The organism is Paenibacillus ehimensis NBRC 15659 (assembly GCF_004000785.1).
Classification (GTDB): domain Bacteria; phylum Bacillota; class Bacilli; order Paenibacillales; family NBRC-103111; genus Paenibacillus_G; species Paenibacillus_G ehimensis.
In genome coordinates, this window is record NZ_BILX01000004.1 from 78,652 (window position 1) to 98,577 (window position 19,926).

Here is a 19,926-nt window from a genome sequence, read left to right on the forward strand (position 1 = left end):
ATCCGTTCAGCGGATAATAGTCGTTTTTTTTGGGGTCAACCGTTCCTTCCGGGGAGCGGTTTTCTTTTTTTTGCTGCACGGGAGCTAAATTAAAATTTGACAGTTACTATCAAAAGAAATATACTATCATTACGAAGTTAGTGTCAGAATTATCGACCATCTAAAAAGGAGCTGCGAACATGAATAACAATCCCAACGAAAAAAGAGCGCTGGTCATCGGAGGCAGTATGGCGGGCATGCTGGCTGCGCGGGTGCTGTCGGAGCATTATGACGAAGTTCTGGTCGTGGACAAAGACGACTTTCCGGATAAGCCCGGGAATCGTCCGGGCACGCCTCAGGCATATCACCCGCATCGGCTGCTGCCGCGGGGCAAGCTTATTCTGGAGAGTCTGTTCCCCGGCTGGCAGGACGATTTGCTGGCGCAAGGGGCTTTCGCAAAAGAAGGCAAGCGCATCCGGTCCGTCAGTGTTTACGGAACCATGGAAGTGATTGACCGGAAAGATGCGGGCGCCAGCCGGGCTCTGCTGGAATGGGTCATTCGCCATCGCCTTCAAGCGATCTCCAACGTGCGGTTTGTGAACGGGCAGGAAGCGACGGGACTCCTTATGGATTCGGGTGGCACAAAAGTAACGGGCGTTACGATTCGGGAACGGGGAAAGACGACGCAGCCTGCAACGATCGAGGCGGATCTGGTCCTGGACGCTAGCGGACGATCCTCCAAGCTGGTAAAATGGCTTCAGGCTCTCGGCTATCTTGTGCCGGAGCCGGAATGTCTGAAAGCCTCGCTCGGCTACAGCACGCGCTATTACCGAATCCCTCCGCACGTCGCGGAGCAATGGAGCGTGATCGTCACCGAGAGCGTGCCGGCCAAAGGAATCGGCACCGCCGTATTCGGACCGGTTGAACATGATACGGCCGAAGTCGTACTGTATTACGCGGGCGGGAAACGTTATCCGACGACCGATGCCGGGCTGTACGAACAGGAGCTGGCCGCTCTGCTGGACCCTTCGATTGCCGAGCTGCTGCAAGCGTGCGAGCCTCTGGGACCGCCGCGAGGCTACCGGGTGCCGGAATGCTTCCGGCAGCGCTTTGAGCGGATGGAGCGGTGGCCGTCCGGGCTGCTTGTGATGGGGGACGCGCTCTGCAACTTCGACCCGATTTACGGCCAAGGGATTACCGTCGCTGCCATTGAAGCGGAATTGCTGGCGGCTCAACTGCGCGAACGGCGCACCCGGCCGCAGCCGTTCTTCGAGCGCGAAGCGATCAGGCGGATGCAGGAGGCAATCGATCCCGCCTGGTGGCTCACGGTCGTTGCCGACTTGTGCTGGCCCGGCGTGGAATACACCGGATCGCATTCGCGGGAAGGGATAGCCTTCGCCCAAAACTATTTTGAGCTGTACCGCAAGCAAGCCGTCGGCAAGCCGGATATGGAATTGTTCGGAAAATACATGATGATGAACGGCTTGCTCTTATCGCCGCGGGCATTATTGAACGCGGAAGCGGTCCGTGCGGTGCTGGCAGCCGATGCAACGGGCGAGGGAGAACGGCTGTTAGCCGAAATTGCCATGAAGGATCGGGATCATCAGCTTGAGCAATTTCTGGAGCGGACGATCCCGGCGGGAAGCTATAAATAAAATAAGATCGGAGAGTGAGCAAGGTGTCGCCGGATGATAAACGAACCATGGGGCTGCGCGAGCGCAAAAAAGCAAAGACCATGGCAGCGGTTCAAATGCACGCGCTGCGGCTGTTCCGCGAGCTGGGCTATAACGCCACGACGGTGGAGCAGATTGCGGAGGCTGCGGAGATTTCGCCCAGCACCTTTTTTCGGTATTTTCCCACCAAGGAGGACGTGCTGCTGCGAGACAATTACGATCCTGTCCTCGTCGCCGCATTCGAAGCCCAGCCGTCCGACCTGAGCCCTCTGCAAGCGGTCCGCAGGGCCTTTGTTTCGGCGATTGCCGACATGTCCGCCGATGAGCTTGCCATGGTGCGCGAACGAGATCAGCTCATCATGTCGGTGCCGGAGCTGCGGGCGGCGGCGTTGAACAACCTGACCCAGACGATGCAGCTGATCGCGGAGCTGGTCGCCAAGCGCGTCGACCGCAAGCCGGACGACGCAGCCGTGCGAACCTTCGCCGGAGCGGTTATCGGCGTCAACATCTCGGTCATGCTTTACTATGCGGAGCGTCCGGATGCGGACTTTGCCGGATTGCTGGACGAAGCGCTGAGCAAGCTGGAGGCGGGCCTGCCGTTGTGAAAAGGGAAAAACCGTTATCGTCATCGTTCGATAACGGTTTTTTGCTTGTTCAGCGCGAAGGAAGCGGGCACATCCAAGCGGTAGCCTATCCCCCAGACGGTGCGGAGCATCGAGGCGGCAGACGGCGAGACGGCGTGCATTTTTTCCCGGATGCGCCGGATATGGGAGTCCACCGTCCGAAAATCCACGATCACCTCGTACTTCCATACCTCCTTAAGCAGCTCTTCGCGAGTCAGCGTCTTGTTCTCGTTCAATGCGAAATAACGCAGCAGGTCGTACTCCTTCAACGTCAGGGTGATCTCGTGACCGTCGATCAGCACGCGCCGGGCCAGGTGCTCGATGACCAAATACGGCAGCACGATATCGTGCTGCGATTTGTTCTCCAGCCGGAGCCTCCCTGGAGCGGTGCGCTTCAGAATGGCATGGATGCGGCAGATCAGCTCGCGCGGACTGAACGGCTTCAGCACATAATCGTCCGCTCCGGCTTCGAAGCCGAGGAGGCGGTCGCTTTCGTCTCCCTTAGCCGTGAGCAGGATCACCGGCGTCGTCTTGACCTGTTTGAACAGCCGGCAAATCTCGGGGCCGTTCAAGCCGGGCATCATCCAATCGAGCAGCAAAATGTCGTAATCGCGGTCTAAAGCCATTTGCAGCGCCTGCGCTCCGTCTCCGGTTTCGTCCACGGCGGCGCCGTCTTTATTCAAATACAGGCTCAATATGCGGCGGATCCGGTCCTCGTCGTCGGCGATGAGCATCTTGTAAGCTAGTGTCATGACAGTTCCTCCTTCACGCTTCTCATTGTAGCCTTAGGCGGGCCGGACGGCATGCCTCAAACGAGTCATTTCGTCGTCGGTACGGTGAACAAAGCTTGTCTCCTTTGTGACAGCGAGATGGCACTTTCGTGTCATAGGAACCGGGGCCAAAATTAGGTAAGATGGAGGGGATGCCAGAAGACGAACAAGTAAAGGAGGCTTTGAGCTTGGACTTTCAGTTGATGATGGATACGTACGGATTGCGGGTGGTGTGGGGGCCGGAGATGCTTCTGACGGTTGCGCTGGCGGCCGTGTTTTACATGCGCTACAAGGGCGGCACGGTGTCCGGGCGGCAGACGGCGAGCTTTTTTGTCGGGCTGTTCCTGCTGTACTTTGCGCTCGGAGGACCGCTGAATCTGGGCGGGCACTTCTGGTTCAGCATCCATATGCTTCAGCAGTCCGTGATGTACCTGATCGTTCCGCCGCTGCTGCTTCGGGGGATGCCGGGAGGCTTTTTCCGGGCGCTCAGCGACAATCCGTGGAGCCGGAGGGTGATCCGTGTCTTCGGGAACCCGATCTTCGCGATGTTTTTGTTCAACGGCGCTTTTTCTTTCTATCACATTCCGGTCATTTTCGATGCGGCGATGTCCAATTATGCGCTTCATAATGCGCTGCATTTGCTGTTGTTCTTCTCGGCGTTCGCTTTATGGTGGTCCGTGTTCAGTCCGGCCGGGGCGATCTATGCGATGAGCGAGCTGAAAAAAATGGGGTACATTTTCTTGAACGGCATTTTGCTGACACCGGCCTGCGCGCTCATCATCTTCGCCAAAGCGCCGATGTACGAGACCTACACGGCCGGCGGGCAGCTGCTTTGTCTGCCGTTCTATGCGATTCCGGTGGAGCCGGTGGCGTTCTCAAGCCCGTGGCTTACGCCGCTGTCCGACCAGCAGCTGGGGGGCGTGATCATGAAGATCATGCAGGAAATTTCGTACGGCTGCCTGCTTGGTCTCGTATTCTTCCAATGGTACCGGAGAGAAAAAGACAAAGCAGAGGACCTTCCCGATCCCCTGCTTGAGCCGGCGCCGTAAGCGTTATTTTGATCCGGCGATTTGCCGGATCATTTTCAGAATCTCGTCGTTGTCCATCGCTTCGCCCATTGTAAAAATTTTGCGGATTTGGCCTTCCTGGTCGACCAGGAACAGCGATGTGACCGTATGCACGAACTCGCCGTCCTTCATTTTTTGCACCATCACGCCAAAATCTTTCGCGACGTCCGCCGTTTCCTTCTCCGTCCCGGTCAGGAGCGTCCAGCCGCTGTAATCCATTCCCATTTTGTCTCCGTACGTTTTGAACACTTGGGGCGTATCGCGTTCGGGGTCGAAGGTGACCGATAGAAAATGGACTTTATTTCCCCACAGGCCGTCTTTTTTTAATTCGTTCTGCAGCTTGACCATGTTGTACGTCGTTGCCGGGCAGACGTCCGGGCAATTGGTGAACAGGAACTCGACCAGACGCACTTTGCCGTTCGAATCGCTTAAAGAAACCTTCCCGCCATCCAGCCCGCTCAGCTCAAAGTTCGGCGCCTGCTTCAGGACCGGCAGGGGCGGCCCTTGGTTGAACCAGGTAAACAGGGAGACCGCAAGGGCAATCAGCAGGAGGGAGACCGTCAATTTAAATCCGTTCTTTTGAATCCATGGCTTCATTCGTGAATTGTTCAACCTCCGGTTTCGTTATCCTTTTGCGCGCGTTATTTCTTTTCAGCCAGCCAGCGGGCGACGTTGGCCATCTCCTCGTCCTTCAAGCTGCTCTTGAACGCCGGCATGCCTCCGCGGCCGTTCTGGATCACTTTGTACAGCTGCTCGGTCGACAGCTTGCCGCCGACCTTTTGAAGATTCGGTCCCATTTTGCCTTCCAGGTCGTTGCCGTGGCAGGCGATGCAGGACTGCTTGTAGACGGCTTCGGCAGCTTGGGCGTTCAGCGGAGCATCGGGAAGGGCCGGAGCGGCCGCTTCCTGCTTGGCCTCGCCCGAATGCCGCTGCACCTCGGCGAACAAAAATCCCATGCCCAGAACGCAGGCAATTCCGCACAGGGACACCATAATCCATCGATGCATGACATGCGCCTCCTTTCATTTTCACGATAATCCTAGCACTTTCGTTTCCGGCTTGTATATAGCACTTTGGAGTCAGAGTGAAGCGCTTCATCCAGGGATTTGTCACGAAATTGTCGATCGTCCGCCGGGAAATAGCCCGACCGAGTCATGGGGGTTTGCAGCCGGGTATGGTTAGATGGAATCACAGGAATACGATCGTTGACCGGACGGCGAGAAGGAACCGAGCGATCGCCGCCGGAAGGGAAGAGAGGGGATTCCATGAGTCAACCGATTCGAATTATGCTGGCCGACGACCATGCGCATGCGCGTCAGGCGATGCGGGAAATTATTCAAGCGGACCCGGAGTTCGAGATCATATGCGAGGCGACCAACGGAAAAGAAGCGGTACAGCTGGCGGAGCAGTGGATGCCCGATGTCATTCTGATGGATATCCGGATGCCCGAATTGGACGGCCTGGAAGCGACCAAGCTGATCAAAGAACGGTTCCCGTATGTCAAAATTGTCATGGTTACGGTATCGGACGATATTACGCACTTGTTCGAGGCGTTGAAAAAAGGGGCGCAGGGCTATTTGCTGAAAAACCTTCACCCCGCGTCCTGGCATGAATACTTGCGGGCCGTCGCGATCGACGAAGCCCCGATGTCCCGGGAAATCGCCGTGCGTCTGCTTCAGGAGTTTTCCTCCGTCAGGCAGAGCATTCCGGATCATTCGCCGCTCACCGGGCGGGAAAAGGAAATATTGGAGTGCGTGGCCAAAGGGAACTCCAACCGGGAAATCTCGGAAATTTTATCCATCTCCGAGCATACGGTGAAAAACCATCTGAAAAATATTTTGCATAAGCTGCATTTGGACAACCGGGTGCAGTTGATGCGCTATGCCTATGAGAAGGGCTGGATCAGGGGATAGGGAGCTTCGCCAAGCGGAAAAAATGATTTTAACGATTTAAGTGATTGGTCATTTGTTATAGGCCATGGTAAATTGAGGATGTTGTTAGAAAACTGAAGAAATGAGTGAGGAATATGAGAATAACAGGAGTAGCCCCAACCCAAACGAAAAAAACTTGGAGGGTCACGCTGCGTTAACCCTCCGACATATTGGAGGAAAGCGACTTGAATACCCGGTTCAAGAAATTTTTATCTTATTACAAGCCTTATTTAGGTTTGTTATTTGCGGATCTGGCTTGCGCGTTTGTGGTATCCGCCGTTACTCTGGCACTTCCGTTATGCGTCAGATATATCACCGTAAACGTTTTGGAAGAAGGCGGACCCCATGCGCTGGAGCAAATCTACGCGATGGGTGCGGTCATGCTGCTTCTGGTCGCCTTGCATACGTTTTGCAATATGTTCGTTTCCTATCAAGGGCATGTGATGGGGGCGAAGATGGAGAGCGACATGCGAACCGAATTGTTCGATCATTTGCAAAAGCTGTCGTTTCGTTTCTATGACGAACAAAAAACAGGCCAACTTACGACCCGGGCAACGAACGATATTTTCTCCATGACGGAATTGTTCCACCACGGTCCGGAAGATATTGTGATCTCGCTCCTGAAGTTTGTCGGCGCCTTCATCATCCTGTTCCATATCGACGTGAAGCTTACCCTGATCGTTTTTTTCTTCCTGCCCGTCATGGCCGTTTACGCATGGCATTTCAATAAAAAAATGAACAGGGCGCTAAGAAAAAGCAGGGACCGGATCGGCGATATTAACGCGCAGCTTGAAGATACCTTATCGGGAATCCGAGTCGTACAATCCTTTACCAACGAATCGGTGGAAAAGCAGAAGTTCGCTTACGAAAACAAGCGGTTTGTTCAAAGCCGAAGCGACGGCTATAAAAGCGAGACCTATTTTCATGAAGGGTTGATCGCGCTTACGCAGCTCATTACCGTCGCCCTGCTGGTCTTTGGCGGAGCCGCAATCGTGAACGCTTCTTTGGCGCTGGGCGATCTGCTTACTTTTTTTCTATGCATCGGTATCCTCATCGAGCCGATTCAGCGATTCGTGAATTTCGCCAGGCTTTATCAAGAAGGCATTACCGGATTCGAACGATTTATGGATATTTTGGAAGTGGAGCCGGATATCCGGGATGCGGAGAATGCCATCGAACTGACGCACGTTCGGGGAAGCGTGGAATTCAAGAATGTGAGCTTTAAATATAAAGAAGACCACGACCATGTGCTCAAGGACGTTTCTCTGCATATCAGGGCCGGAGAATACATTGCGTTGGCCGGGCCTTCGGGTGCCGGCAAAACGACCCTCTGCTCGTTGATTCCCCGCTTTTACGAAGTCAGTGCGGGGCAAATTCTGCTTGACGGGACGAATATCCATGAGGTCAGCTTGCATTCGCTCCGGAGGAACATCGGCATCGTCCAGCAGGATGTTTACTTGTTTGCCGGAACCGTCGCGGACAATATCCGCTACGGAAAAAACGATGCAAGCAGGGAAGCGATCATTGAGGCTGCCAAAAAGGCGAATGCGCATGATTTTATCATGTCGCTGCCGGATGGTTATGATACGGATATCGGTCAACGCGGCGTGAAATTATCCGGGGGACAAAAGCAGAGATTGAGTATTGCGCGCGTTTTCCTGAAAAACCCGCCCATTCTCATTTTTGATGAAGCGACCAGCGCCTTGGATCATGAAAGCGAGAAGGCCGTTCAAGATTCCTTGGAGAAGCTGGCGGACAATCGCACGACCATCGTCATCGCCCACCGGTTGTCCACCGTCAGAAATGCGCAAAGAATTGTCGTGTTAACGGACCGTGGGATGGAGGAGCAAGGAACGCATGAAGAGTTAATCGCATCGGGCGGTACCTATGCGAATTTATATAACGTGTAATTTAAAATCTGACGGATTACGGTCAGGAAAAAAATAAAGCGGCAGTCCGGGACTTCATGTTATGCCCGAGGCTGCCGCTTTATTTGTGCTTACTGCCAAAGTCACTTTAAAGTGACTACGGAACATCCTTCAAAATGTAAATAAAACCATATTTTAGGTTGATCAACCGGTTAGAGGACGTTTATAATGAAATTACATCTTGTGTAATCGTTGTCATTTTGTGCTTCTTTTGGACGAAATCTTTAATCCGAAAATGAGGAGGGAATTATGTTGAAAAGAGGAAAGCTGCTAAGTTTTTTTCTGCTGTTCACTCTTCTGGTCGCCTTGCTGCCCGTCGGCCATGCGGGTGCGGCTCCGAACTGGAATCTGGTCTGGAGCGACGAATTTAACGGCAATGCTTTAAATTCCGCCAACTGGTCTGCGGAGATCGGCACAGGCCAGAACGGGTGGGGAAACAATGAGCTGCAGTATTATACAAACCGGCCCGAAAATGTGCGGGTTGCGGACGGGAATCTCGTGATTACGGCGCGCAAGGAGCCGTATGGCGGCATGAATTACACCTCTGCGCGAATCAAAACCCAAAATTTGAAGAGCTTTACTTACGGGAAAATCGAAGCACGCATCAAGCTGCCCTCCGGACAAGGGCTCTGGCCGGCATTCTGGATGCTGGGCTCGAACATCGATGCGGTGGGGTGGCCTAAATGCGGCGAGATCGACATTATGGAACGGGTCAACAACAACCCGCATGTCAACGGCACCGTACACTGGGATGCGGGAGGACACGCCGATTACGGGCGGGTTTCCGGCAATCTCGATTTTTCCCAGTATCACGTGTACAGCATAGAGTGGGACTCCAAATACATCAGGTGGTTTGTGGACGGCCAGGAGTACAACGCATTTTATATTGAAAATGGCACTGGGAACACGGAAGAGTTTCAACGGCCGTTCTTCCTCCTCCTGAATCTTGCCGTGGGCGGCAATTGGCCCGGCAGCCCCGATCCTTCCACACCGTTCCCGGCGCAAATGCTCGTTGATTACGTACGCGTGTACCAAGCTCAGCCGGGCATTGTCAACGGAGGCATCTATACGATCGCCTCCAAGGCCAGCGGCAAGGTGATGGATGTCGTGGACGTCTCGACACAGAGCGGGGCCAAAATACAGCAATGGACCAACTATACCGCCAATAACCAGAAGTTCAAAGTGGAGAGCACCGGGGACGGTTACTACAAGCTCACAGCCGTTCACAGCGGAAAAGTGCTGGATGTGCCCAACTCATCGACTTCCAGCGGCGTGCAGCTGCAGCAATGGGACGATAACGGCAGCGCTGCGCAAAGGTGGAGGATCGTCGATGCAGGCGGCGGCTATTATAAGATTGTTTCAAAAACAAACGGACTGGTCGTGGACGTATCCGGTTCTTCGACCGCTGACGGGGCCGCCGTCCAGCAGTGGAGCGACAATGGGACGGATGCGCAAAAGTGGTCGTTTATCAAAGTCGACTGATCCCGATCCGTCGGAGCTAAGCACACAACGATAAAGGCAGCCGTTTTTGACGAAGGAATGGCTGCGGCAATCAAGAAACCGTCTCCTTTACAATGGGGTCTTGCTCCATTGCACAAAGAAACGGTTTCTTTTTTTTGTCATTTTTCGAAGCCGGGAGCCGTAAGTCCTTCCAGGATTTACGTACGGGCTATGCTTTCGCGAAGCGCGCCCGGAACTGTTCGGCGGCGGCGACCATATTGCGCAGGGAAGCGACCGTTTCTTCGACGCCTCGCGTCTTGAGTCCGCAATCCGGATTGATCCAGAACAGCTCCGGCTCCAGCACAGACAGCGCGCGCTCGATCGTGCGGACCATCTCGTCGACGGACGGCACCCTCGGGCTGTGAATGTCGTACACGCCCAGACCGATGCCCTGATCGTACGTGTGCTCGTCGAAGCTCTGCATCAGCTCGCCGTGGCTGCGCGACGTTTCGATGGAAATGACGTCCGCATCCAGCGCGCGGATCGCGTCGATTATGTCATGAAATTCGCAGTAGCACATATGCGTGTGAATCTGCGTCGCGTCCTTCACGGCGGCCGAGGTCAGGCGGAAGGCATGCACCGACCAGTTCAGGTAATGCGGCCAATCCTGCCGCTTCAAGGGCAAGCCTTCACGGAGCGCAGGCTCGTCGATCTGAATCATGCCGATGCCTGCGTTCTCCAGCGCTTCCACCTCTTGGCGCAGAGCCAAGGCGATCTGGTAGGCGACTTGCTCCCGGGGGATATCGTCGCGGACGAACGACCAGTTCAAGATGGTGACCGGACCGGTAAGCATCCCTTTGACCGGCTTGCCCGTCAAGGACTGCGCATAAACCGTTTCGTCCACCGTCATCGGCCGGACGAATTCGACGTCGCCGTAGATGACCGGCGGCTTGACGCAGCGGGAGCCGTACGATTGAACCCAGCCGTTCCGGGTGAACAGGAAGCCGTCCAGCTTCTCGCCGAAAAACTCCACCATGTCCGTCCTTTCGAATTCGCCGTGCACCAGCACGTCCAAGCCGAGCTCTTCCTGAAGCTTGATCCAGGTTTGAATTTGCTCCTGAATGAAGGCGCGGTACTGCGCTTCGTTCCATTCCCCGGTTCTCCAGCGTTTGCGCGCTTGTCGCACTTCCGCGGTTTGCGGGAAGCTGCCGATCGTTGTGGTCGGCAGGAACGGAAGACGGAATTGTTTTTGCTGGAGAATATGGCGCACGGAATAAGGGCTCTGTCTGGACGAAGGCCGCCCGGCAATATGCCGGGTAGCCGCTCGCACGGTGGCCCGGTTGCGCAGCGGGGAGGCGTTCAGCTCCCGGACGAGGCGCGCGCTGGCTTCCAGCGCGGACCGTACGGCGTCCGTCCGTTCTCCGGCCGCCGCCTTGCTCAGCAGAACGACTTCATCCAGCTTCTCGTCGGCAAAGGCCAGGAAGGGCAGCAGGTCGGCGTTCGCCTGCTCTTCCGTCCGGGTCGTTACCGGAACGTGCAGCAGGCTGCAGGAGGGCTGAACGATCAACGTCCCCGACGGGACGAGAGCGGACACCTCATCCAGCAGCTGCAGCTTCGCTTCGAGGTCGGCCAGCCATACGTTGCGCCCGTCGATCAATCCGACGCCCAGCGCTTTGCCGGCCGGGAACCCGTGCGCCCGCAGAGCGGCGAGATTCCGCTCCGCTCCGTGGACGAAATCGAGCCCGATGCCCTGAACCGGCAGGGCGACCGTCCGCTCGTAGTGCTCGACCGAATCGAAATACGTCTGCAGTATCAGCTTTAGACCGGGAGCGGAAGCGTGCAGCTGCGCGTAAATGTCTGCAATTCGCTCCATATCGGCCTCGGATAAAGAAGTAACCAGAATCGGCTCGTCGAGCTGCACCCATCCGGCGCCTTCCTGCTCCAGCTCGGCCAAAATTTGTTTGTACAGCGGAAGGAATATTTCGATGAGGGCATCCAGTTGCTCCGGCGCATAGCCTTTGGACAGCTTCAGGAACGTATACGGCCCGATCAGGACGGGCTTCCCGTCGATGCCGAGCTTGCGCTTCGCTTCGCGGTAAGCCTCCAGCGGCTTGTTCACGGTCAGTACCGGAGTCCGACCGTTCAATTCGGGCACGATGTAGTGGTAATTTGTATTGAACCATTTGGTCATCTCGCACGCCGGAGCGCCTTGGGTTCCGCGGGCCATGGCATAATAGGTGGCGAGAGGGACCGGACCGCCGTCGTAAGCCAAACGCTGCGGAACGAGCCCGAACATCGCCGCCGTGTCGAGCATATGGTCGTATAACGAAAAATCTCCTACCGGAATCAGCCCGATTCCTTTTTTCTGCTGAACCTTGAGATGCGCCAAGCGGAGCGTTTCCAGCCCGCTTACGAACTGCTCCTCCGGCAAGCCGCCCGCCCAGAACGATTCCAGAAGCTTTTTCCATTCCCGTTGTGCCCCGATACGCGGGTATCCGATATTGCTACTGACGATCCGACTCATGTTTAGAAGCCTCCCGAGATTTTTTTGTTTGCTATTTTTCATCTTGAAATACAAAAAAAGGCATCTTTACCCTGAAGCGAAAAAGGATAAAGATGCCCCTCGTCTGATACACACGGCGGCTGCCATCTTTAACACCTCCCTATCTCCCGTAGGTAAAAGCAGTGCTGTCAGAACAGGCAGGTCTCCTGGCTCCGGAATCATGGTCTTGCGCCGGCCTTCCCAATCCGCGGATCAGTGGCTAAAGATGGCGTAAAACTCCTCCGTTACAGTGGCGGGACCGCGCCGGCTTCTCACCGGCTTCCCTTTTAAGCTCCGATACGCGAACGTAGGGGAGCACCTGTTCCCACGATATTCAGTTGTGATTCTGTACCAATATACAACTAAACCGATCGATGATACAAGCATTATTTTAAACGCTGATCGTTTTCATATAACCGGTTTGTAAAAAAGCTTTCATCGCTTCGACGCTGCGGGGCGGGGCATGGCCTTTGCGGACGGCGGCCGGGAGCGCTTGCCAAAGCTCCAGCAGCATGGGCGGCTCCAACCCAAGCCGGCGCAGCTTCTCTTCGTCGGCGAACACTTCATGCGGCGGACCGGCCATACAGCATGCGCCTTGGTCCATGACCAGCACCCAATCGGCCCAAGCGTAGGCCAGATTCATATCGTGGGTCGCCATCGCGACCGTAATCCCCTGCTCTTGGGCGAGGTCCAGCTCCTCCAGCAGCTGCCGCTCGGACAAGCGGTCGAGGTAGGCCGTCGGCTCGTCCAGCAGCAGAAGCTCGGGCTCCAGCACGAGCACGCCCGCCAGCGCGACGCGCTTCTTTTGTCCCAGACTCAGCTGGTGGAGCGGGGTGTCGGCGAGAGGCTTCAGCCCCATGGAGAGCAGCATCCGCTCCGTGCGGACGGCAATCTCGCTCTCCGGCAGCCCGGCATTGCGCAGACCGTAGGAGATGTCTTCGAATGGCGTATTCAAGATCAGCTGCTGCTCCGGGTCCTGGAATACAAGACCGACCTGCCGGCGAAGCCGCAGCAGGTCGTCGCGGCGGTACGATAAGGGCACGCCCTTCAGCTTCAGCTGTCCCGAAGCGGGGCGGTGGATGCCGATCGCATGCAGGAAAAAGGTCGATTTGCCCGACCCGTTGTGACCGCAAATCGCCGTCTTTTTTCCCTGCGGTATCGTTAAGGTCAAGCTGCGCAACGCTTCCTCCCGGGTGCCGGGATAGCTGTACCGGAGGTCCAGCGCTTCCATCATCGGTTTCATACGATTCCCCTCCAGCGGAGCCAACACTCCAGCAGTAATAAGATCGCGACGCCGATGCCGCTTTCGAGGCGGTATCGGACAGGGACCGCGCCAGCCCGGTAAGGGGTGGGACGGATCTCCTCAGTAAATCCTCTGGAGACGAGACCGTGCGACAATCCTTTGTAGCGGTGCATCGTCTTGACGAACAGCCGGACGATCAGCAGCGCCGTGTCGTTCAGCCTGCCGCGAAAGCCGTTATGTCCTCCGCGGGCCATCTGCGCGGTATACAGATCGTGCGCCGTCTCCGTCAAAATAAACAGGAAGCGGTACGTGATCAGCATGAGCTCAAGCGCCAGAGCCGGAACCCGCAGCCGTTTCATCACTTGAAACAGCTCGGCCACCGGGGTCGTAAACATGACGAACGAAACGGCCGACAAGCAAGCCGCCGCCCGCATGAACAACGCCGCAGCCGTATGCAGCCCTGTTTCGGTGACATAGACGGACCCGTACGGCCGGGACCACAGAACGAACACAGAGGAGCCGGGAGCGGCGATGCTTCCCGGCTGGATCTCGACGAGCAGGGCCGGCAGGCTGGCGATAAAAAACAGGCAAGCCGTTCCCAGCATAACCAGATGAACTTTCAGCGGAATTCGAGCATACCGGACGACCCACACGATCATCCAGGCGAAAATCGCCGCCTGAACGGGAGGATGCGACCCATACGACAGCATGAACAGCGCGGCTGCAAAGCCGCATTTCCACATCGGGGAGATGCCACGAAGCCGATTGCTGTAAGAAAGCGAATCGATCAGCCGGATCATTGCGGTTTCGACTTGGACGCCTTACCCCGGAACAGGCCGATCACGTACCCGATAAATCCGGCTCCGATGGCGGCCTGCAGCGCGAACAGCATACTTTCGGTTTCGGCTGGCGGCTCCAGCAGCGACGAGAACCAGGGCTCGTAGGACGGCTGGATCGTCTTGATCATTTCTTCGGCGGCGCCGTCGGCACCGCCGAACTCCGCATTCACGAAGAGCAGCGGCAGCACGGCCAGCAGGACGACGGCGACAAGCAGCAGGATGTTTTTGGTTGCGATTTTCACAGCTCGCGCGCTCCTTTCATTTTACGCTGCAGCAGCGACAGCTCTTCCGAGCTGTAGGCTTGCAGCCAGTTCCAGATTAATACGGTCAGCAGTCCTTCGCTGATCGCCAGCGGAATTTGCGTTACGGCGAAAATGCCGCCGAATTTGAGAAGCGAGGCCGCTACGCCGCCTTGCTCGGCCGGAAAAGCAAGCGCCAGCTGAAGCGATGTCACGATGTAAGTGGACAAGTCGGCGAGGGCCGCTGCTGTGAAGATGGACAGCTTCTGCCTGCCGGTCGACTTCATCATTCCCTTGTAGACCATGTAACCTACGAACGGACCCGCGACGGCCATGGAGAACGCGTTGGCTCCGAGGGTCGTCAGCCCGCCGTGGGCAAGCAGCAGAGCTTGAAACAGCAGCACGATGGAGCCAAGCACGCTCATCGGCAGCGGACCGAACATGACCGCTCCGAGCCCCGTGCCCGTCGGATGCGAGCTGCTTCCCGTCACGGACGGAATTTTCAGCGCCGACAGCACGAAGGTGAAGGCGCCGGCCAGTCCGAGCATAATTTTCAGCTCCGGCGTTTCTTTCGTTATTTTCCGGAGCGCCCGCAGCCCGAGAATAAAGAAGGGCAGAAAGGCGGCCCACCAGAAAACGGCCCAGCCGAGCGGAAGAAATCCTTCCATAATGTGCATGGCGTAAGCGGATTCGGGCGCGTTCAACGACAAATACAGCGTCAAACCGCTTACCAAAAGCAGGGTACCGATCGTCTTTTTCTTTTTCATAATTTTCCTCCTGAACGATACTCGTAAACCAAAAAAAGACCGATCCTGTAGGATGGGTCTCGGGTACGCACGCCGATAAACGACAATGCGCGCAGGTCATTGTCCGGCTCTGTTCGTACACCTCTCCTTTCCGCGAAGGCTTTGGGGTGCCTCGATAAGGTAGGTCTCCTGGCTCTCGGATCGTCGCGTTCTTTCGCCTTCCCCGACGGATGAATCGAGTGACGTGATGGAAAGAAAACTCCCCGAATACAGTGGCGGGACCGCTCGGGATTTGCACCCGATTCCCTGTTACCCTTTGCTATGAGCAAAGGCACCTTATCGATCAAGTATGCAGTTGTCTGGTGCTTGCGTAGAATGTCGATACAAAACTATTCGATACAACCGGAACAATTTCCTTTCGAAAGTCCAAAAATATTTACTCGTAATAGCCTTCGGTCGATTTGCGGAACGTTTTGAATTGATTCGCATCATGCCCGAACCATACCTGGGACTTCGTCTGGGCAGCCAGCGTGCGGATTTTCTCCACCGCGCTCCGGTAACCGAGCGAATCGTACAGAATGCCCGGCGGCTTGACCGGCGGGCCGAAGCTTTCCGCCGTATAGACGGCATCGGATGCAAGAATGATCCGGCCCGTTTCCGGCATGTCAACGTGCAAGCCCAGCATGCCCCAAGCATGGCCGCTTCCAAAGTTAAGAACCTTGATGCCTTCGGCCAGCTCCAAGTGATCTTCATGGCGTTTGACCGTTCTCCACTGCAAATGGTTTTTGATCCACGCATCGATGTCCGCCCAAATATAGCCCCCGTTTTTTTCATTGCGGGCATAGGACTGCAGCGCGCCGTTCAGCTCGTCCTCGTGGACGATAATCGTAGCTTTTGTGAACATCTCCAAGCATCCGGCATGGTCCAGATGCAAATGGGAGGCAATCACGTACTTGATGTCCTCGGGTCTTACTTTCAGCTGCTCCAGCCGGTTAGGCAGGTAGCATTCCTCGCTCGCCGTCCACGGGAACAAGTGCTGGGTCGATTGCGTCCAGCGTCCTTGGGGGCCCATCGAGTTCGGGTTGCAGGACGTGTCGAACAAAATTTTCCCTTCCGGATGATCGATCAATACGGTGTAGATCGGAAATTCCACGAACTGGGTCTGCGCATTGGGGTTGTTGACCGTCGCCGGATTGTGCATGGCGATCAGCCAGTTTTTGTCCATGCTCATCCGGCCGTTGTCCATCACGTACAGCTTGGGCCGGGCTTTCATCAGATTTGACATGTTCATTCCTCCCATTCGTAAACAAATATATTCGCTTGTACGCCCGCTCATGCCCGGGATTTCAACTTTGGCGGGCGGGATGGACATCCATATCGTAGATAAACTAAACTTACAAAAGCAGGAACATTTTGGACAAAAAGCATGATGGCGTTCCTTAACATCGAGACGACGGCCAAAAGGGAGGGACGGGATTGGATACGGCAAGAGCGCAATTGATCAACGGCCAGCTATCGAATTTGCGGGTTCAGCTGCTGCTCGCCAAGCTGTCGGTATGTGCGCGGGATTGGAGAAGGCTGCACTTCACCCCGTTTTACAACAAGCTGTATTACATATGCGATGGAGAAGGCTGGATTCAGGTCGGCGATGAGCAGTACCGTCCGGTGCCGGGCGAGTTTATGTTCATCCCCGGCGGAACGGAGCAATCGTTTTCCGTAACCGAGGGGACGCCTTATACGATGTACTGGTGCCATTTCGGCTCGAATATCCGGCTGGGAACCGTGTTCCGGCTGCTGGGCATCTCCCATCTCGTCAAGCCGGAGAACCCGGCATTGGTGCAGCATCATTTTCGCGACCTGATCCGGCATTTTAACGAGACGGGGCCGACGTCCGCGGTCCATATCCAGGCGGCTCTGTATTCTTTGATCGCGTTGTTTCTGGACAAGGCGCCCGTCAAGCCGCAGCACGGCACATCCTCGGCCGCCGAACGGAAATTGATCGACTCGCTGCGTTATATCGATGCGCATTTATCGAGCGAGCTGACCATCGAGCAGTTGTCCGGCCACGCGCATTTTCACCCGAATTACTTCATTCGCCTGTTCAAAAGACATATGGGCATGCCTCCGATGAAATATATTCATGAACGGAGGCTGGAGAAGGCGCAGCAGCTGCTCGCTTCCACCGATTTGACGGTAGGGGAGGTCGCTCACCGGTCGGGCTTTAACGACGTGTCCTACTTTTCCGCATCGTTCAAGAAATATGCCGGCGTCACGCCGAAAGATTACCGGAATGTCCTGCAATGCGGCGGGGAGACGACGGAAGCTTCGACAGGTTTGTTTTACAATAATAAAGGTTAGGCTGGCAGCTTCTTCTTCCAATGTAAGCGCTATATGATGAAAAAGGCGGGCTTGCCCGGCTCAACACATCGTATAGGGGAGGTCGAAGAGGATGCGATTATGGAACAGATTGGCGGTGCTGGCGGTGGCAGGCGCGCTGGCGTGCGGAGGGTGGGGCTCTGCCGGACAAGCGCAGGAGAACCGGACGCCGGTGCAGCTGTACGTAGCCAAGGACGGCAGCGATGCGAACGACGGATCGTTGAACCGCCCGTTTGTGACGCTGGAACGGGCGCGGGACGCGGTGCGCGCGCTGAAAAGCGGCGGTGCCTACCCCGAAGCGGGAGTAAGCGTCAACATTCGGGGCGGAGAGTACCGGTTTACGAAGACGTTTCAGCTGGAGGCGCAGGATTCGGGAACGGCGCAAGCGCCCGTGGTATACCAGGCTTACCCTGGGGAAAAGGTCACTTTTACCGGTGGCGACAAGCTGGACGCTTCCTTGTTTCAACCGGTGACGGAGCCTGCTGTGCTGGCAAGGCTCCCCAAGGAAGCCGGCGGCAAAATCGTTCAAGTCGATTTGCAAGCTCTCGGCATAACGGACTACGGCGTTCTCGGCATGAACACGGCAGTCGCTCCGGAGCTGTTTTTTAACGGCAACGTCATGACCTTGGCGCGCTGGCCGAACAGCGGCTTCACGACGATCGATCAGGTCGTGAAAACGCCGGAGGGGGGATCGGGGTACACGTTCACGTACAAAGGCGACGGACTGCGGCCGTGGAGCAGCATCGAAGACACATGGATGCTCGGATACTGGGGCAACGATTGGGCGACGAACGATCTGGAGATCCGATCGATCGACCAAGACCGCAAAACGATCGAGACGAGCAAGGCATCGTCCTATGCGATGAAGGCCGGGCAGCGGTTTTATTTCTACAACATTCTGGAAGAGCTGGATGCGCCGGGGGAATGGGTTTTGGACCGCAAGGCGGGCAAGCTGTATTTTTACCCTCCCGTTCCGGTGCAGGGAAATACCGTTCAGCTGTCTTTATTCGATAAAAATATGATTGCGCTGAACAACGTGTCCCATGTCGTGTTCAGCGGGTTAACGATGGAAGTTCACCGCGGCAATGCGATCGATATCAACGGCGGGGAAAACAATGCGATCCGCTACTGCGAGATTAGCAAAATGGGCGGCTACGCGGTCAAAATTAACGGCGGCCGGTCCAACGGCGTCTACGGCTCGCGCATTTACAGCATGGGTAACGGAGGCGTCCTGCTGAACGGCGGCGACTTCAACACGCTCACGGCGGCCGGAAACTATGCGGACAACAACGAGATTTCCAATTACGCGAGAGTGAAACTGACTTATACGTCGGCGGTGGAGCTGAACGGGGTAGGCAACCGGGCGACGCACAACAAGATCCACAATGCGCCTCATTTGGCGATCCAGTTCCGGGGCAACGACCATGTGATGGAGTATAACGAAATTTACGACGTGGTCAAAGAAACGGCCGATGCGTCGGCCATTTATTCCGGCAGAAGCTTCGTCTGGCGCGGCAACGTGATCCGCTACAACTATTTCCACGATATTGTGGCGAACGATCTTTGCGTATCGACCGCGGCGATTTATTTGGACGATTATATGAGCGGCGTGGAGATGCGCGGCAACGTGTTTTACCGGATCGGCAAGCAGGCGTTCAAGCTCGCGAACGGCCGGGAGAACATAGTCGAAAACAACATCGTGATCGACTCGGGCACGGCGGTTGCCTTCATGAACCGCAACTATAAGCCGGGCGAGAAAAATTACAATTCGCTGATGAGCAAATTCGATCAGGTTCCCTACCAGAGCGAAATCTGGCACGAGCGTTACCCTACGCTTTCCGGCATCTTGGGCGATGAGCCGCTGCTGCCGAAGTACAACGTCGTGCGCAACAATGCTATCGTGAGCAGCGGTCCGATCATGGGAGACAACCGCAATATGGAGCTGGGGACGGTGGAGAATAACGTCACGTTTGCGGACAAAAGCGAGCCCGGCTTTGCCGACCCGGCGAACCTCAACTTCGAGCTGCGGGACGATGCGGCATTATTCGGCAAGCTGCCGAAGTTTCAGAAGATTCCGTTCGCCGACATCGGCCTTAAGGCGACCGGCTTGCCGCAGGCGCATTCCGAGCTGGCCGTCATGTCGATGAATTACCCGCAGAACGGGGGAGACAGCAGCGTAGGACTTCGTCTGAACGGCAATACGCTGGTCTCGGTTTCCGATGCCGACGGCTGGTTGACCGAAGGCACCGACTATGTGAATCAAGGGACATCCATCCTGCTGAAACAAGACTATTTGGCCAAATGGCCGCAAGGCTCCCATGCGCTTCAGTTCGCATTCAGCGCGGGCAACAGCGTTCTATTGACCGTGCATGTCAAGCCTTCGGCCGATCCGCAGCCCGGTGCTTGACGCTATAGCACGAGACGGCTGAATACCGGCACGAAAAAGGCAATCGCTCAGGCGGTTGCCTTTTTGTATGGGGGGGGGCCGCTTCCGGTAAATTACGAAAAAAATCTTGACTGCCGCAATCTT

17 protein-coding genes and 2 riboswitches are annotated in these 19,926 nt (G+C 56.0%); of the genes, 8 read left to right on the top strand and 9 right to left on the bottom strand.

The window, feature by feature from the left end; genetic code table 11:
* Nucleotides 1-179 precede the first annotated feature (179 nt).
* Together PEH01S_RS03595 and PEH01S_RS03600 are read left to right on the top strand one after the other, a co-directional pair.
* Nucleotides 180-1,634: an FAD-dependent oxidoreductase gene (locus PEH01S_RS03595; RefSeq protein WP_127483987.1), complete on the top strand. Its 1,455-nt coding sequence runs from the start codon at nt 180-182 to the stop codon at nt 1,632-1,634.
* Nucleotides 1,635-1,657: 23 nt separating this feature from the next.
* Nucleotides 1,658-2,257, top strand: coding sequence for an acyl-CoA-like ligand-binding transcription factor (locus PEH01S_RS03600; RefSeq protein ID WP_456320084.1), 600 nt, complete (start codon nt 1,658-1,660; stop codon nt 2,255-2,257).
* Between the two features lie 20 nt (nt 2,258-2,277).
* Here PEH01S_RS03600 and PEH01S_RS03605 read toward each other — a convergent pair whose 3' ends face one another.
* Entirely contained in the window at nt 2,278-3,027 is a 750-nt protein-coding gene (locus PEH01S_RS03605; RefSeq protein WP_025850955.1) for a response regulator transcription factor, read from the bottom strand.
* A gap of 206 nt (nt 3,028-3,233) precedes the next feature.
* On the opposite strand from PEH01S_RS03605, the gene PEH01S_RS03610 reads away from it, so the two are divergent.
* Nucleotides 3,234-4,094, top strand: coding sequence for a cytochrome c oxidase assembly protein (locus PEH01S_RS03610; RefSeq protein WP_246062779.1), 861 nt, complete (start codon nt 3,234-3,236; stop codon nt 4,092-4,094).
* A 3-nt stretch (nt 4,095-4,097) separates the two neighbouring features.
* Here PEH01S_RS03610 and PEH01S_RS03615 read toward each other — a convergent pair whose 3' ends face one another.
* A complete protein-coding gene (locus PEH01S_RS03615) occupies nt 4,098-4,709 on the bottom strand; it encodes an SCO family protein (RefSeq protein WP_025850953.1) in 612 nt (203 codons plus the stop codon).
* A 44-nt stretch (nt 4,710-4,753) separates the two neighbouring features.
* Nucleotides 4,754-5,119 carry a c-type cytochrome gene (locus tag PEH01S_RS03620; RefSeq protein WP_025850952.1) on the bottom strand — a complete coding sequence of 122 codons (366 nt, stop codon included), beginning with the start codon at nt 5,117-5,119 and terminating at the stop codon, nt 4,754-4,756.
* 258 nt (nt 5,120-5,377) lie between these two features.
* Between PEH01S_RS03620 and PEH01S_RS03625 the strand changes: the two genes are divergently transcribed.
* The 3 genes from PEH01S_RS03625 to PEH01S_RS03635 all read left to right on the top strand — a co-directional run bounded on the left by PEH01S_RS03625 (nt 5,378) and on the right by PEH01S_RS03635 (nt 9,453).
* Complete coding sequence (locus PEH01S_RS03625) at nt 5,378-6,025, top strand: response regulator (RefSeq protein WP_025850951.1); 648 nt, start codon at nt 5,378-5,380, stop codon at nt 6,023-6,025.
* 203 nt (nt 6,026-6,228) lie between these two features.
* The gene (locus PEH01S_RS03630) at nt 6,229-7,953 is read left to right on the top strand and encodes an ABC transporter ATP-binding protein (protein ID WP_127483989.1); all 1,725 of its coding nucleotides are present in this window, start codon (nt 6,229-6,231) and stop codon (nt 7,951-7,953) included.
* A gap of 267 nt (nt 7,954-8,220) precedes the next feature.
* Complete coding sequence (locus tag PEH01S_RS03635; protein ID WP_127483990.1) at nt 8,221-9,453, top strand: RICIN domain-containing protein; 1,233 nt, start codon at nt 8,221-8,223, stop codon at nt 9,451-9,453.
* Nucleotides 9,454-9,640: 187 nt separating this feature from the next.
* Here the strand turns inward: PEH01S_RS03635 and metE are convergent, their stop codons facing one another.
* The 6 genes from metE to ahlS all read right to left on the bottom strand — a co-directional run bounded on the left by metE (nt 9,641) and on the right by ahlS (nt 16,305).
* On the bottom strand, nt 9,641-11,935 hold the full coding sequence (gene metE, locus PEH01S_RS03640) for a 5-methyltetrahydropteroyltriglutamate--homocysteine S-methyltransferase (RefSeq protein ID WP_127483991.1): 2,295 nt from the start codon (nt 11,933-11,935) through the stop codon (nt 9,641-9,643).
* A 158-nt stretch (nt 11,936-12,093) separates the two neighbouring features.
* Nucleotides 12,094-12,291: riboswitch (cobalamin riboswitch) on the bottom strand.
* Nucleotides 12,292-12,344: 53 nt separating this feature from the next.
* Nucleotides 12,345-13,196, bottom strand: coding sequence for an energy-coupling factor ABC transporter ATP-binding protein (locus tag PEH01S_RS03645; RefSeq protein WP_127483992.1), 852 nt, complete (start codon nt 13,194-13,196; stop codon nt 12,345-12,347).
* Nucleotides 13,193-13,996 carry a cobalt ECF transporter T component CbiQ gene (cbiQ, locus tag PEH01S_RS03650; RefSeq protein ID WP_127483993.1) on the bottom strand — a complete coding sequence of 268 codons (804 nt, stop codon included), beginning with the start codon at nt 13,994-13,996 and terminating at the stop codon, nt 13,193-13,195. The genes PEH01S_RS03645 and cbiQ overlap by 4 nt, the downstream gene beginning before the upstream one ends.
* A complete protein-coding gene (locus PEH01S_RS03655; protein ID WP_054973892.1) occupies nt 13,993-14,277 on the bottom strand; it encodes an energy-coupling factor ABC transporter substrate-binding protein in 285 nt (94 codons plus the stop codon). The genes cbiQ and PEH01S_RS03655 overlap by 4 nt, the downstream gene beginning before the upstream one ends.
* A complete protein-coding gene (locus PEH01S_RS03660) occupies nt 14,274-15,041 on the bottom strand; it encodes an energy-coupling factor ABC transporter permease (protein WP_127483994.1) in 768 nt (255 codons plus the stop codon). The genes PEH01S_RS03655 and PEH01S_RS03660 overlap by 4 nt, the downstream gene beginning before the upstream one ends.
* A 141-nt stretch (nt 15,042-15,182) precedes the next feature.
* A riboswitch (cobalamin riboswitch) is annotated at nt 15,183-15,374 on the bottom strand.
* 82 nt (nt 15,375-15,456) lie between these two features.
* Nucleotides 15,457-16,305, bottom strand: coding sequence for an AhlS family quorum-quenching N-acyl homoserine lactonase (gene ahlS, locus PEH01S_RS03665; protein ID WP_127483995.1), 849 nt, complete (start codon nt 16,303-16,305; stop codon nt 15,457-15,459).
* Nucleotides 16,306-16,496: 191 nt separating this feature from the next.
* Between ahlS and PEH01S_RS03670 the strand changes: the two genes are divergently transcribed.
* Entirely contained in the window at nt 16,497-17,378 is an 882-nt protein-coding gene (locus tag PEH01S_RS03670; protein ID WP_127483996.1) for a helix-turn-helix transcriptional regulator, read from the top strand.
* Nucleotides 17,379-17,469: 91 nt separating this feature from the next.
* Entirely contained in the window at nt 17,470-19,803 is a 2,334-nt protein-coding gene (locus PEH01S_RS03675) for a X2-like carbohydrate binding domain-containing protein (protein ID WP_127483997.1), read from the top strand.
* Nucleotides 19,804-19,926 lie beyond the last annotated feature (123 nt).

Coding starts and splice junctions, on each gene's coding strand:
- PEH01S_RS03595 (WP_127483987.1), top strand. CDS start 180: ATGAATAACAATCCCAACGAAAAAAGAGCGCTGGTCATCGGAGGCAGT.
- PEH01S_RS03605 (WP_025850955.1), bottom strand. CDS start 3,027: ATGACACTAGCTTACAAGATGCTCATCGCCGACGACGAGGACCGGATC.
- PEH01S_RS03615 (WP_025850953.1), bottom strand. CDS start 4,709: ATGAAGCCATGGATTCAAAAGAACGGATTTAAATTGACGGTCTCCCTC.
- PEH01S_RS03620 (WP_025850952.1), bottom strand. CDS start 5,119: ATGCATCGATGGATTATGGTGTCCCTGTGCGGAATTGCCTGCGTTCTG.
- PEH01S_RS03625 (WP_025850951.1), top strand. CDS start 5,378: ATGAGTCAACCGATTCGAATTATGCTGGCCGACGACCATGCGCATGCG.
- PEH01S_RS03635 (WP_127483990.1), top strand. CDS start 8,221: ATGTTGAAAAGAGGAAAGCTGCTAAGTTTTTTTCTGCTGTTCACTCTT.
- metE (WP_127483991.1), bottom strand. CDS start 11,935: ATGAGTCGGATCGTCAGTAGCAATATCGGATACCCGCGTATCGGGGCA.
- PEH01S_RS03645 (WP_127483992.1), bottom strand. CDS start 13,196: ATGAAACCGATGATGGAAGCGCTGGACCTCCGGTACAGCTATCCCGGC.
- cbiQ (WP_127483993.1), bottom strand. CDS start 13,996: ATGATCCGGCTGATCGATTCGCTTTCTTACAGCAATCGGCTTCGTGGC.
- PEH01S_RS03660 (WP_127483994.1), bottom strand. CDS start 15,041: ATGAAAAAGAAAAAGACGATCGGTACCCTGCTTTTGGTAAGCGGTTTG.
- ahlS (WP_127483995.1), bottom strand. CDS start 16,305: ATGTCAAATCTGATGAAAGCCCGGCCCAAGCTGTACGTGATGGACAAC.
- PEH01S_RS03675 (WP_127483997.1), top strand. CDS start 17,470: ATGCGATTATGGAACAGATTGGCGGTGCTGGCGGTGGCAGGCGCGCTG.